The organism is Aeromonas lacus (genome assembly GCF_000764665.1).
GTDB lineage: Bacteria > Pseudomonadota > Gammaproteobacteria > Enterobacterales > Aeromonadaceae > Aeromonas > Aeromonas lacus.
The window spans coordinates 35,145-48,306 of the sequence record NZ_JRGM01000132.1; the positions used below are offsets into that span (position 1 = coordinate 35,145).

Genomic DNA, 13,162 nt, shown 5'->3' on the forward strand with positions numbered 1-13,162 from the left:
TGCAACCGCCATATAATGCCGCCAAGCCTAGCTTACATTGAGGTTTTGCATGTCATCGGAATCATTACACCTGGGTATGGCGGGGAGTCGAAAACGCCGCATCAAGGACAAATTGGCCAAGTACGGCGTCACCACGGGTGGGGCGCTGGTGCTGGTGGCGCTACTGCTTATCTTCTTTTACCTGCTCTACGTGGTGAAGCCCATCTTCAATGGCGCCACGATGGAGCCGACCGCCTCGTTTACCCTGCCGACAAGCGGCAAGACCGCCTGGCTCGGGGTAGAAGAGCAGAACGAGATCGGTTATCGCTTCAGCGACAACGGACAGGTCAACTTCTTCGCCGTGCAGGGCGATGGCAAGATCAAGGTCGGTCAATCCCTCGGTCAGGCTGAGGTGGCCGGTGACGTCACTGCCGTGGCGCCGCCCGCGCCGGGTCAGAAGCTGATTGCCTATGGTTTTGCCGACGGCAAGGCGCAAGTGGTACAGCCCTCCTTCAAGGTTTCCTATCCCAACGATGTGCGCGTCATTGAGCCAAGCCTCCAGTACCCCTTCGGCGAAGAGCCGGTGGTAGTGGATCCCGAGGGCAAGGCGCTCAAGACCATGGTGTTTGAAGCCACCAAGGACAAGATGGCCGCTGCCGCCGTGACCGAAGATGGTCGCGGCGTGATGACGGTGATGAGCGGTGAGGAGAACTTCCTCTCCGGCGAGATCGAGTGGAGTGCCCAGAACTACACCATTCCCTCCCTGCCGCGCCATGTGGATCAGATGCTGCTCACCCCCAACCTGCGCATCCTGTTCGTGCGCGAGGGCAACCGCCTCTCTGTCTACGACATCCAGAACCTGAGCGATATCTCGGTACGCAACGTGCTGGAGATCAACGCCCCGAATGCCAACGTGACCCGGGTCGAGCTGCTCTCCGGCGCCTCTTCCCTGCTGGTGGGCAACGACAATGGCGTTATCTCCCAGTGGTTTGAAGTGGCAAAGGATGGCAAACGCCAGTTCACTCAGATCCGTGACTTCAAGGGTGATGGCGCCGTGGCGCAGCTCACCCCGGAGCACTTTCGCAAGGGCTTTATCAGTGCCGACAAGGATGGCACCGTCAGCTTCTTCCACGCCACCGGCGAGACCAAGCTGCTGAGCGAGCATGTCGATGGCGGCGCCTTCTCTGCGCTGGCCATTTCGCCGCGCCACAACCTGCTGCTGACCCAGCAGGGCGATGCGTTCAAGCTGTTTGCGGTGGAGAACGAGCACCCCGAGGTGACCTGGTCTGCCCTGTGGCAACAGGTGTGGTACGAAGGGTATCCGGAGCCCCAGTATGTGTGGCAATCCACCTCCGCCAGCAACGACTTTGAAGCCAAGCTGAGCCTGGTGCCGCTGGTATTCGGTACCTTGAAAGCCTCCTTCTATGCCATGGTGTTTGCGGTGCCGCTCGGTGTTGCGGGCGCCATCTACACCGCCTACTTCATGTCGGCGGGGCTGCGCAAATATGTCAAACCGACCGTCGAGATCATGGCGGCCCTGCCGACCGTTATCCTCGGCTTCCTGGCAGGCCTCTGGCTGGCGCCCATCATAGAGGGCTCCCTGCCCGGCGTGGTGTTGCTGCTTATTCTGCTGCCAGCGGGAATGCTGCTGACCGCGCTGGTGTGGAACTACCTGCCGGAGCGCAGCCGCACCTGGCTGCCGGAGGGGTGGCACGCCATCCTGCTGATCCCGGTGCTGCTCTTCATCGGTTGGGGAGCGTTCGCGCTGAGCCCGCTCATCGAGAATGCCTTTATGCACGGTGATTCGCGCATCTGGCTGACCCACGACATGGGCATCAAGTTCGACCAGCGCAACTCGCTGGTGGTCGGCATCGCCATGGGCTTTGCAGTCATTCCGACCATCTTCTCCATCGCCGAAGACGCGGTCTTCTCGGTACCCAAGCACCTGACCCAGGGCTCGCTGGCCCTCGGTGCCACGCCGTGGCAGACCCTGAGCCGGGTGGTGATCCTCACCGCCAGCCCGGGCATCTTCTCGGCGGTGATGATGGGCCTTGGCCGCGCCGTGGGCGAGACCATGATCGTGCTGATGGCCACCGGCAACACCCCCATCATGGACTTCTCCATGTTCCAGGGGTTGCGTACCCTCGCCGCCAACATTGCGGTAGAGATGCCGGAGTCGGAAGTGGGCAGCTCCCACTATCGGGTGCTGTTCCTCGCAGCCTTCGTCCTGTTCGTGTTCACCTTCTTGTTCAACACCCTGGCCGAGTTTATCCGTCAGCGGTTGCGTGAAAAATACAGCTCTCTGTAAGGACCAAGGAATGACAATGGGTAAGTGGTTTAAATCAGGGGCCCCGTGGATCTGGATGACCGGCGGCGCCGTCAGCCTGAGTCTGGTCGCGGTACTGGGGCTGTTGCTGCTCATCGGCTGGCGTGGTCTGGTCTACTTCTGGCCTCACCCCATCTATGAGTGGCAGCTGGAAGATGCGAGCGGCAACAAGAGCGTGCTGATCGGTGAAATCAACGATCGCGAGCTGGTGCCGGTGGAGCGCCTGCGCGCCGCAGGCCTGCCGCTCAAGGGTGAGGAGCGCGAGCTGCTGACCCGCTATCTGGTCAAGACCGGCAACCGCGAGTTTGTCGATCTGGACTTCCGCTGGGTGCTGGAGACCGACATCAAGTCCCAGAGCCAGCCGGTTGAGCTCGCCATGATTGAGCGCGCCACCAACGGCAACTTCTACGGCTACATCAGCTCGGTCAAAGAGGATGGGCGCGAGATCACCACGGATCTGCACGCCGCTCTGCAGCGGGTGCTGGCGCGGGCCAATGGCCTCTCCGAACAGGCTAACGATCTGCAAAAAGGGGACATCGGCAGCATCAACTATCAGCTGGAGCGGCTGCGCCTCAAAGAGCGCAAGGCCGAGCTTGAGAATAACCTGACCGATCAGCTCAAAGCCCAGCTGGCGAGCGAGCGTCAGGCTCTCAACGATCGCTATCAGGTGCTGGAGAAGGAGCTCTTCTCCCTGCGCAGTCAGGCCGATCGCGACAGCATCACCGTCAAGGATATGCGTGGCGAGCTGGTGACCATGCCGATGTCCAAGGTACTGGATGTGGTGTGGCCCAACGACATGAGTCTATTGGCCAAGGTAGGTTACTGGTTCCACCAGATCGGCAAGTTTGTCTCCGACGATCCCCGTGAAGCCAACACCGAGGGCGGGGTATTCCCGGCCATCTTCGGCACCGTCTTCATGGTGTTCCTGATGGCTATCATCGTGACCCCGCTCGGCGTGATTGCGGCGGTCTACCTGCACGAGTATGCCGGCAAGAACAGCCTGACCAAGCTTATCCGCATCGCAGTGATCAACTTGGCGGGCGTGCCCTCCATCGTTTACGGCGTGTTTGGTCTGGGTTTCTTCGTCTATACCCTGGGGGGCAGCATCGACCGCCTCTTCTATCCGGAAGCGCTGCCGAGCCCGACCTTTGGCTCACCCGGCGTTATCTGGTCGGCGCTTACCCTGGCCATCCTGACCCTGCCGGTGGTGATCGTCTCCACCGAAGAGGGGCTGGCGCGGATCCCGAGCACCATCCGTCAGGGCTCGTTGGCACTGGGTGCCACCCAGGCCGAGACCCTGTGGCGTATCGTGCTGCCGATGGCGAGCCCGGCCATCATGACCGGCCTTATTCTGGCGATTGCCCGTGCGGCCGGTGAAGTGGCACCGCTGATGTTGGTGGGGGTGGTGAAACTGGCACCGACCCTGCCGATGGATGGCAACTTCCCGTATCTGCATGTGGAGCGCAAGTTCATGCACCTGGGCTTCCACATCTATGACGTCGGCTTCCAGAGCCCCAACGTCGAGGCGGCGCGCCCTCTGGTCTACGCCACCTCTTTCCTGCTGGTGACGGTGATCGTCGGCCTCAACCTGACGGCTATCGGTATTCGCAACCACCTGCGCGAGAAATTCCGGTCGCTGGAACATTGATAGGCCAGCCACCACAGAGACGGGCAGGGGACAGGTTCCTTGCCAGCCAAGCGTTCCGGCCGCGGGCGATGAGATTGCCCGCCGCCACCGACAGATTTTGAGGTAACAGATGATCAACGTAACGACCGCAGCGACCCAACACACCGCGACCGACCTGCTCAACCTGAGCCCGGAGCAGACCGCGCTGGAGGTGAAGGATCTCAACCTGTACTACGGCAGCAAACAGGCGCTGTTCAACGTCAACATGAAGATCCCCAAAGGTCAGGTAACCGCCTTTATCGGCCCCTCCGGCTGCGGTAAATCGACTCTGCTGCGCTGCATCAACCGGATGAACGATCTGGTGGAAATTTGCCGCATCGACGGCGAGATCCAGCTGCACGGTCAAAACATCTATGACAAGAGCGTCGATGTCTCCGCCCTGCGCCGCCGGGTGGGCATGGTGTTCCAGCGCCCCAACCCCTTCCCCAAGTCCATCTACGAGAACGTGGTCTACGGCCTGCGTCTGCAGGGGATCAACGATCGCCGCACCCTGGACGATGCCGCCGAGCGCTCTTTGCGCGGCGCGGCGCTGTGGGATGAGGTGAAGGATCGTCTGCACGACAACGCCTTCGGTCTTTCCGGTGGTCAGCAGCAGCGTCTGGTGATTGCCCGTGCCATCGCCATCGAGCCGGAAGTGCTGCTGCTCGATGAACCTACCTCGGCGCTTGACCCGATTTCCACCCTCACCATCGAGGAGTTGATCAACGAGCTCAAGAGCCAGTTCACCGTGGTGATCGTGACCCACAACATGCAGCAGGCGGCGCGGGTGTCGGATCAGACCGCCTTCATGTACATGGGCGAGCTTATCGAGTACTCGGATACCAACACCATCTTCACCACCCCGGCCAAGAAGAAGACCGAAGACTACATCACCGGTCGCTATGGTTAAGGAGAGGAGAGGATGAACCACCACAAACAGATTGGCAGTCAATTCAACGGCTAAGGCATAATCGGAGCATCAAGGATTATTTGTATGGACAATATGAACCTCAATAAACATATCTCCGGTCAGTTCAATGCCGAGCTCGAGAGTGTGCGCAACCAGGTGCTGGTGATGGGCGGCATGGTGGAGCAGCAGCTCACCGACGCCATCGCGGCGATCCACGATCAGGATCTGGAGGCGGCGCGCAAAATCGTGGCCAACGACCACAAGGTCAACGCCATGGAAGTGGCGATCGACGAGGAGTGCACCCGCATCATCGCCAAGCGCCAGCCGACCGCCTCCGACCTGCGACTGGTGATGGCCATCATCAAGACCATCACCGATCTGGAGCGCATTGGCGATGTGGCGGACAAGATCGCCCGCATGCTGACCGACAACGCCAACAAGCCGCAGCCGCCGCTGGTGTCGCTGGAGAACATGGGCCGCCGTACCATCAAGATGCTGCACGACGTGCTCGATGCCTTCGCCCGCATGGATCTGGATGCAGCGCTGGCGGTCTACAAGGAAGATGACAAGGTGGATCGGGAGTACGAGTCCATCATCCGCGAGCTGATGACCTACATGATGGAAGACCCGCGCACCATACCGCAGGTGCTCAACGTCCTGTGGGCGGCGCGGGCCATCGAGCGGGTGGGCGATCGCTGCCAGCACATCTGCGAGTACATCGTCTACTACGTCAAGGGCAAGGATGTGCGCCACACCAAGGCGGACGATCTGGGCACCCTGCTGGGCAAGGGCTAAACAGAAAGTGAATAAAAAGGCGCGTCAGGCGCCTTTTTTGTTGCATAACTGGTCGGAGTAAGATAAAGCCCCCAACTGGCTGTTTTCTGATAGAATACTCCCCCTGTGTGAGTCCCGGATGGACTCACGGTCCGGTCTCCCGGGCCCAGTTTGCCGTCTTGTGCTAAGGCGGGCGTAGCAATTAGGTTAATCATGAGTTTTGCCGATAGTTTGTTCTTTCTGATGCTGCTGGTTGGCGGCAGTGTGTTCTTCTCCCTCTCCGAGATCTCCCTCGCGGCCTCCCGCAAAATCAAATTGCAGGTGATGGCTGACGAAGGTAATCGTCAGGCCGAAAAGGTGCTGGCACTGCAGGCCCAGCCGGGCAATTTCTTTACCGTGGTACAGATTGGCCTCAATACCGTCGCCATTCTGGGCGGTATCTTGGGTGAGTCTGCCCTCAACCCCGCCATCAAGGGGATTGTCTCCGAGTTCTATCAGGGCCCCTGGCTTGGCGAGATCAGCTCCGGAGCGTCCTTCGTGTTCGTCACCGGTATGTTTATCCTGATCGCCGACTTGATGCCCAAGCGCCTCGCCATGATCATGCCCGAGCAGATCGCCGTGGTGGTGGTGCGTCCCATGCTCTTCTTTGTCACCGTGCTGATGCCGCTGGTGTGGATCTTCAACGGACTGGCCAACGCCCTGTTCCGCCTGATGCGGGTCTCCACCGTGCGCAACGACGAGATCACCTCGGACGATATCTATGCAGTGATGGATGCCGGTGCCGAAGCGGGGGTTATCCAGCGCGAGGAGCACCAGCTCATCGAGAACGTGTTCGAGCTGCAGTCCCTTGGCGTCACCTCCGCCATGACGGCCCGCGAGAGCCTCATCTACTTCACCCTGCAAGAGAGTGAAGAGAGCATCAAGGCCAAGATCGCCGAGCACCCGCACAACAAGTTTCTGGTCTGTGACCACAACCTCGACAGCATCAAGGGTTTTGTCGATGCCAAAGAGCTGCTGATCCGCGTCATCAGCGGTCAGAGCATTGATCTCATCGGTGGCAATCTGGTGCAGAACGTCATCATCATTCCCGATACCCTCAACCTCTATGAGGCGATGGAGTACTTCAAGAACCACAGAGGCGACTTTGCCGTGGTAATGAACGAGTACGCGCTGGTGGTGGGTATCGTCACCATGAACGACCTGATGAGTACCGTCATGGGCGAATGGGCCACTCACGTGGTGGAAGAGCAGATTGTGCAGCGTGACGAGAGTTCCTGGCTGGTGGACGGGGTGACCCCCATCTCCGACGTGATGCGTGCCTTCGATATCGAAGAGTTCCCGGACGATCAGAACTACGAGACCATCGCCGGTTTCATCATGTACATGCTGCGCAAGATCCCCAAACGAACCGATTCGGTCAAATATGCAGGTTACAAGTTCGAAGTGGTGGATATCGACAGCTACAAGATCGATCAGCTGCTGGTTACCCGGATTGAACCCGCCGTCGTTACCGACAAGCTTGCTCAGGATGCGTAAAAGGAGCTTTCAGGAGTCATGAAAATGCAGTCTCATTCCCGTGCGATCGCCTGTGTGGCGCTCGCTCTGGCACTCGGCGCTTGTAGCCAGAGTGCACCGCGCAAGGCAACCGTTACTGCCAAACCGGTGGCGACAAAGCCTGCCGTAGTTGTGCCGCAGCCGGATCCCGATGCGGTGGTGCAGAGCGCCGTGGCTGAGCCCAGCCCGGTGTTTGACGAGGAGTACCACGGGCCGGAGCAGGGATCGCTGGAGTCGGTGACCGCCCTGTTTGCCCGTGGCTACATCGAGTCGGCCATGCGTGAAACCATGCTGGCGGCGGTGAAGAATGACTATCCGCTGCTCGGTATGCGAGATGTGCGGCTGACCGATCCGGTCTACAAGTTCCTCACCTCTGCCCATGCCACCACCACGGCGCACGACTACCTCTATGCCGGTGTGCAGCGTCGCCTGGGCCGCCCGCTCAGCCCTGCCCAGTGGGAGCAGATCTGGCGCCGCTTGCCGCAGGATGGTCGGGTCTCCGACTGGGTAAAACAGATCAAGCGGGTACTGGCTGGACATTAAGTGGCCAGTTCACCATATCGCCACAAAAGGCCACCTTCGGGTGGCCTTTTGCATTTCTGCGTTTGTCTCGCCGTACGCATTCTGATTTCTGCTGATACGGATTGCCGTCAGTGGCACTTTGTTTTATCTTGTTTTGGCCATCTAAACATCTGAATGTTTTTATGGCTAAGGTGTCAGGTGCTTCACCCGGATGAAGCCGGACGATCTGCTGCGATTCTGCGCGAAACCGCAGATCAGCAAGACACATACGCAAATAACAAAGAGACACGACAGATGGAAACCAGGGAATTGTGGGTGCTGGATGGGGGCATGGGGCGCGAGTTGGCACGGCGGGGGGCTCCGTTTCGTCAGCCGGAGTGGTCGGCGCTGGCCTTGATGGAGGCGCCAGAGACGGTGCGTGACGTGCATCAGGCCTATGTGGCGAGCGGTGCCCGGGTCATCACCACCAACAGCTATGCGCTGGTGCCGTTTCATATCGGCGATGAGCGTTTCTTTGCCGAAGGGGAGGGGCTGGCAGCGCTGGCTGGCCAACTGGCCCGCGAGGTGGCTGACGAACAGAAGGGCGCCGTGCAGGTGGCGGGTTCCCTACCACCGCTGTTTGGCTCTTACCGCGCCGATCTGTTCAAGGCGGACAAGGTGAGCGAGCTGGCGACCCCGCTTATCCGGGCGCTATCCCCTCATGTGGATATCTGGCTGGCCGAGACCATGAGCCTGATCGCCGAGCCACAGGCCCTGAAAGCGCTGCTGCCGAAAGATGGCAAGCCGTTCTGGGTCTCCTTCACCCTGGAAGATGAGGCGCCGGGCAACGAGCCGCGACTGCGCTCCGGCGAGCGGGTGGCCGATGCGGTGACCGCGCTGGCATCGGCCGGGGTGGACGCCATCCTGTTCAACTGCTGTCAGCCCGAGGTTATTGAAGGGGCCCTCGAAGTTGCCCGCGCCCGCTTGCAGGCTGTGGGCCGCACCGATATTCGCCTCGGTGCCTATGCCAACGCCTTCCCGCCGCAACCCAAAGAGGCCACCGCCAACGATGGGTTGGATGAGATCCGCACCGATCTGGGGCCGCTGGATTACCTTGGCTGGGCCGAGCGCTGGCGTGCGGCCGGGGCGAATTTGATCGGCGGTTGCTGCGGTATCGGCCCCGAGCATATTCAGGCGCTGAGCAGCCGGTTGCGCTAAGGAGTCCCGATGAAAGAGAACAAGATTGGGCTCTGGTCTCTCACCGCGCTGGTGTTCAGCTCAATGGTGGGGGCAGGGATCTTCAGCCTGCCGCAGAATATGGCCGAGGTGGCTGGGGCACGCGCTGTGCTGATCGGCTGGGGCGTGACGGGGGTGGGCATAGTGGCGCTCGCCATGAGTTTTCTCTATCTGTCGCGGTTAAGGCCGGATCTCGATGGCGGCATCTACAGCTATGCCCGCGCCGGCTTTGGCGATCTGGTGGGTTTCTTCTCCGCATGGGGCTATTGGCTCTGTGCCACCATCGGCGTGGTGGGTTATCTGGTCATTGCCTTTGCGGCGCTGGGCAGTTTTATCGATACCCCCGAGCAGATCTGGTTTGGTGACGGCAATACCCTGGCGGCTTTTGTTGGCGAGTCCTGCATCCTCTGGGCGGTGCACCTGCTGGTGGCCCGTGGCGTGCAGCAGGCGGCGCTGTTTAATCTGGTGGCGACTCTGGCCAAGAGCCTGCCGCTGCTGCTGTTTATCCTGTTCGCCTGCTACTGGTTCGACCCGGTCACCTTCGCGGCGGATCAGCAGGGCAGCACTCTGGCGGTGCCGGTCTCCGAGCAGGTGCGCAACACCATGCTGATCACCCTCTGGGTCTTTACCGGCATCGAGGGGGCGGCGGTGCTGTCGGCCCGCGCCAGAAACCGGCGGGATGTAGGCACGGCCACCGTGCTTGGGGTCGTGTTGGCGCTGCTGCTCTATGTGCTTATCTCGGTGCTGGCGCTGGGGATATTGAGTCGCCCTGAACTCGCGGCCCTGCCCAACCCCTCCATGGCAGGGCTGATGGCCCAGATGACCGGTTCCTGGGGCAAGCTGCTGATAAGCATCGGTCTTATCGTCTCGGTGCTCGCCTCCTACGTGAGCTGGACGCTGTTCTCGGCCGAGGTACCCTTTAGCGCGGCCCGCCACGGCGCGTTTCCTGCCATCTTCCGGCGCCAGAACAGCAACGGCACTCCCATCGCATCGCTCTGGCTCACCAGCCTGACGGTGCAGACATGCCTGCTGCTGGTGTGGCTGCTCGGCAAGGGCTACACCAGCCTGCTGCTTATCTCCACCTCGATGATCCTGGTGCCCTACCTGCTGATCGGCCTGTTCCTGCTCAAGCTCTCGTTCCGCAGGAAGGGTGAGGGTGGGCAGGGCTTAGGCCTGATGCGGGCGGTGGCACTGGTGGCGAGCGGTTACGGATTCTGGCTGCTCTATGCCGCCGGGGTGGAGTATCTATTGCTCTCCTTGCTGCTCTACGGGCCGGGCTTGCTGTTGTTTCTCTACAGCCGCCGTCAGCTGGGTGCAGGTCTTTGCCTGAGCGGTCGCGAACGGCTGTTGGCCGGAGTGACCTTGCTAAGCCTGATCCCCGCCGTCTGGTCGTTTACCCATCTCTGATATCTAAGATGTGACTGACCATAAAAGAGAGCGCAACTGTGGCGCTCTCTTTGTTATCAGGGACTTGTTATCAGGGCCGGGAGTTGCTATTCGAGGTGAAGGCTTAGCGGCTGGCTGGCCCGGCCGGTTTGCCAAACAGCACGGCGAGTTTTTGTCGCCACGGCAGGCCACGGGCGTCACGCAGCATGTCGCGCCATTCGTGGAAGGTGAGGGTGAGGGGGTTGAAGCTGTGGATCGGTTTGGTGATGCCAAAGCAGCACGGCTCGGCAGGGTCCTCCTCGACAAAGGTACCAAACAGCCGATCCCAGATGATCAGCACCCCGGCGAAGTTGCGGTCGATGTACTTGGCGTTGCTGGCGTGGTGCACCCGGTGGTGGGAGGGGGTGTTGAAGACCCACTCCAGCCAGCCGAGCTTGCCCACCACTTGGGTGTGGACGAAGAACTGAAAGCCCAGGCTCAGCAACACGGTGGCGACCACCGCCTCGGGCGGGAAGCCGATGACAATCATCGGGATCCAGAACAGCCACATGCCGGAGATCGGATACATCAGGCTCTGGCGAAAGGCGGTGGAGAGATTGAGCCGCTCCGAACTGTGGTGCACCACATGGGAGGCCCACAGCCAGCGCACATGGTGGCTGGTGAAGTGGAACAGCCAGTAGCAGAGATCCTGCAGCAGGAAGAGCAGCAATACGCTCCAGAAATTCAGCTCGATATCGAACAGTCGCCAGCTCCAGAGGGTGTCATACAGATAAGCGATGGCAATGGCTGCCAGCGCATCGCCCCCCTGATGCATCAGGGCCAGGGTGGCATTGGCCAGCAGATCTTTCCACTGGTAGGTGGCGGTGGAAAAGGCCACCCCATGCTTGCGCAGATAGACCATCTCCCAGCCGACAAACGCCAGAAAGAGGGGGGATAGGTAGAGCAGGATCAGTTGCACATCCATGAGCCGGTATCCATTCAGAGCAATTGCTCTCCAGCATAAAGGATGAACGCAATATTTCATTAACATTTTCAGCGCGTGAGGACTGGTAATCGGGAGAGGGGGCTCAGCCTCCTCTCCCGTGGTACGGCACTGGTTACAGCACCTGACTCAGGAACTGGCGCAGGCGCGGGGAGGGGGGGGTGTCGAAAAACTCCGTTGGTTTCTCGTCTACCAGCAGTTCGCCACTCTCCATAAAGAGCACCCGATCCGCCACTTCCCGGGCAAAGCCCATCTCGTGGGTCACCACTACCATGGTCATCCCTTCGCGGGCCAGCCCCTTCATGACGTCCAGCACCTCCCCAACCATCTCGGGGTCGAGCGCACTGGTGGGCTCGTCGAAGAGCATGATGCGCGGCTGCATGGCGAGCGCCCTCGCGATGGCCACCCGCTGCTGCTGACCACCGGAGAGCTGGGAGGGGTAGCTGCCCGCCTTGGCCGAGAGCCCCACTTTGAGCAGCAGGGCCTTGGCGCGATCTTCGGCCTCCTTGCGTGACAGTCCCCGCACCTTTTGCGGGGCGAGGCAGATGTTCTCCAGCACAGTCAGGTGGGGAAAGAGGTTGAAGGACTGGAACACCATGCCCACCTCTTCCCGCAGCTTGTTGACATCGCCCGGCTGGGTCAGGCAGATGCCATCCACCACGATATCGCCGTCGTTGATGGTCTCCAGCTGGTTGAGGGTGCGCAGAAAGGTGGACTTGCCGGAGCCGCTGGGGCCGACGATCACCACCACTTCCCCTTCGGCGACCTCGGTGCTGACGTTTTTCAGGGCATGCACTTCGCTGCCGTAGAACTTCTCTACACCGGTCGCCTTGATGATGGGATCAATTGCTTTTCGCATATTTCACCTCGAGACGGCGCACCAGGAAGGAGAGGGTACCGGTCAGCACCAGATAGAGCAGGGCGACGGTGAACCACACCTCGAACGGGCTGAAGGTGGAGCTGACCACCTCGCGTCCTGCCTTGGTCAGGTCGGTGATGGAGATAACCGATACCAGCGAGGAGTCCTTGATCAGGTTGATGAACTGACCTGCCAGCGGCGGCAGCACCCGCTTGAACGCCTGCGGCAGGATGACGTAACGCATGGTCTGGGCCGAGGTGAGGCCCAGACTGCGCCCCGCCTCCATCTGCCCCTTGTGGATGGAGCTGATGCCGGCGCGCACGATCTCCGCCACATAGGCGCCGGTAAAGACGGCCAGTGCCGCGACCCCGGCAGTAAAGCGATCGAGGTTCAGCACTGTGCCGATAAAGAAGTAGACGATGAAGATCTGCACCAGCAGCGGGGTGCCGCGAATGAGCTCCACATAGGTGACGGCCAGATTGCGCAGGGCCGGGTTGGGGGAGAGTCGGGCCAGTCCGGCCAGGGTGCCGAGCAAAATGGCGAAGATACCCGCCACCAGCGAGAGCTTGATGGTCATCCAGACGCCCCAGGCGATGGGGCCGGCGGTCCAGCTCAGCTGGATATCGAGGGCATCACCACGAAAGACGGTATCCCCTTCGCTGACCTGCACACCGCTGGTCGCGATGGGTTGGCGCTGGTTGGGGTCGAGATCGTTTTGCAGGAACAGTTTGCCTTTCTCTGCGGCAGTGGTGCCGGCTACCACTGTGCCGTCAAACTCGGCGTAATTCTTCTGTTCGGCTTGATAGGCGATGTACTGGGGAATGCGTTCCCAGCGCCAGGTGTAGTCAACGGATTGCACCGCCTTGTAGATGCCGAACACGGCCACCAGCAGCATCAGCAAAAAGACGCCGTGCCAGAGTAGCGGGTTGGGCTGTTTTTCCATCTGTCTTGTCGGTTTGGGTGTGTGCACAGTCACAACCTCTTCTCGT

General features: G+C 60.6%; 11 protein-coding genes. 8 read left to right on the top strand and 3 right to left on the bottom strand.

Features of this window, described 5'->3' with window-relative positions; all coding sequences use genetic code 11:
• Positions 1–49 precede the first annotated feature (49 nt).
• From LG31_RS0110280 to LG31_RS0110315, 8 genes are all read left to right on the top strand, one after another.
• A complete protein-coding gene (locus tag LG31_RS0110280) occupies positions 50–2,287 on the top strand; it encodes an ABC transporter permease subunit (RefSeq protein WP_033114380.1) in 2,238 nt (745 codons plus the stop codon).
• A gap of 16 nt (positions 2,288–2,303) precedes the next feature.
• Positions 2,304–3,953, top strand: coding sequence for a phosphate ABC transporter permease PstA (gene pstA / locus LG31_RS0110285; protein WP_033114381.1), 1,650 nt, complete (start codon positions 2,304–2,306; stop codon positions 3,951–3,953).
• Between the two features lie 109 nt (positions 3,954–4,062).
• A complete protein-coding gene (gene pstB, locus LG31_RS0110290) occupies positions 4,063–4,881 on the top strand; it encodes a phosphate ABC transporter ATP-binding protein PstB (RefSeq protein WP_033114382.1) in 819 nt (272 codons plus the stop codon).
• A gap of 84 nt (positions 4,882–4,965) precedes the next feature.
• Positions 4,966–5,676: a phosphate signaling complex protein PhoU gene (phoU, locus tag LG31_RS0110295; RefSeq protein ID WP_033114383.1), complete on the top strand. Its 711-nt coding sequence runs from the start codon at positions 4,966–4,968 to the stop codon at positions 5,674–5,676.
• Between the two features lie 192 nt (positions 5,677–5,868).
• Positions 5,869–7,191, top strand: a complete 1,323-nt coding sequence (paeA, locus tag LG31_RS0110300) for a polyamine export protein PaeA (protein ID WP_033114384.1) — start codon at positions 5,869–5,871, stop codon at positions 7,189–7,191.
• A gap of 18 nt (positions 7,192–7,209) precedes the next feature.
• On the top strand, positions 7,210–7,752 hold the full coding sequence (locus LG31_RS0110305; protein ID WP_033114385.1) for a hypothetical protein: 543 nt from the start codon (positions 7,210–7,212) through the stop codon (positions 7,750–7,752).
• Between the two features lie 273 nt (positions 7,753–8,025).
• Entirely contained in the window at positions 8,026–8,928 is a 903-nt protein-coding gene (locus tag LG31_RS0110310; RefSeq protein ID WP_033114386.1) for a homocysteine S-methyltransferase family protein, read from the top strand.
• A 9-nt stretch (positions 8,929–8,937) separates the two neighbouring features.
• Positions 8,938–10,353 (top strand): basic amino acid/polyamine antiporter, encoded by a 1,416-nt coding sequence (locus LG31_RS0110315; protein ID WP_033114387.1) that lies wholly within the window; start codon positions 8,938–8,940, stop codon positions 10,351–10,353.
• 103 nt (positions 10,354–10,456) lie between these two features.
• Here LG31_RS0110315 and LG31_RS0110320 read toward each other — a convergent pair whose 3' ends face one another.
• The 3 genes from LG31_RS0110320 to LG31_RS0110330 form a co-directional block, all read right to left on the bottom strand.
• Positions 10,457–11,296 carry a sterol desaturase family protein gene (locus LG31_RS0110320; RefSeq protein ID WP_033114388.1) on the bottom strand — a complete coding sequence of 280 codons (840 nt, stop codon included), beginning with the start codon at positions 11,294–11,296 and terminating at the stop codon, positions 10,457–10,459.
• Positions 11,297–11,429: 133 nt separating this feature from the next.
• Positions 11,430–12,173, bottom strand: coding sequence for an amino acid ABC transporter ATP-binding protein (locus LG31_RS0110325; protein WP_033114389.1), 744 nt, complete (start codon positions 12,171–12,173; stop codon positions 11,430–11,432).
• Positions 12,157–13,116, bottom strand: coding sequence for an amino acid ABC transporter permease (locus LG31_RS0110330; protein WP_033114390.1), 960 nt, complete (start codon positions 13,114–13,116; stop codon positions 12,157–12,159). Before LG31_RS0110330 ends, LG31_RS0110325 begins: the two co-directional genes overlap by 17 nt.
• Positions 13,117–13,162 lie beyond the last annotated feature (46 nt).

Coding starts and splice junctions, on each gene's coding strand:
- LG31_RS0110280 (WP_033114380.1), top strand. CDS start 50: ATGTCATCGGAATCATTACACCTGGGTATGGCGGGGAGTCGAAAACGC.
- pstA (WP_033114381.1), top strand. CDS start 2,304: ATGGGTAAGTGGTTTAAATCAGGGGCCCCGTGGATCTGGATGACCGGC.
- pstB (WP_033114382.1), top strand. CDS start 4,063: ATGATCAACGTAACGACCGCAGCGACCCAACACACCGCGACCGACCTG.
- phoU (WP_033114383.1), top strand. CDS start 4,966: ATGGACAATATGAACCTCAATAAACATATCTCCGGTCAGTTCAATGCC.
- paeA (WP_033114384.1), top strand. CDS start 5,869: ATGAGTTTTGCCGATAGTTTGTTCTTTCTGATGCTGCTGGTTGGCGGC.
- LG31_RS0110305 (WP_033114385.1), top strand. CDS start 7,210: ATGAAAATGCAGTCTCATTCCCGTGCGATCGCCTGTGTGGCGCTCGCT.
- LG31_RS0110310 (WP_033114386.1), top strand. CDS start 8,026: ATGGAAACCAGGGAATTGTGGGTGCTGGATGGGGGCATGGGGCGCGAG.
- LG31_RS0110315 (WP_033114387.1), top strand. CDS start 8,938: ATGAAAGAGAACAAGATTGGGCTCTGGTCTCTCACCGCGCTGGTGTTC.
- LG31_RS0110320 (WP_033114388.1), bottom strand. CDS start 11,296: ATGGATGTGCAACTGATCCTGCTCTACCTATCCCCCCTCTTTCTGGCG.
- LG31_RS0110325 (WP_033114389.1), bottom strand. CDS start 12,173: ATGCGAAAAGCAATTGATCCCATCATCAAGGCGACCGGTGTAGAGAAG.
- LG31_RS0110330 (WP_033114390.1), bottom strand. CDS start 13,116: ATGGAAAAACAGCCCAACCCGCTACTCTGGCACGGCGTCTTTTTGCTG.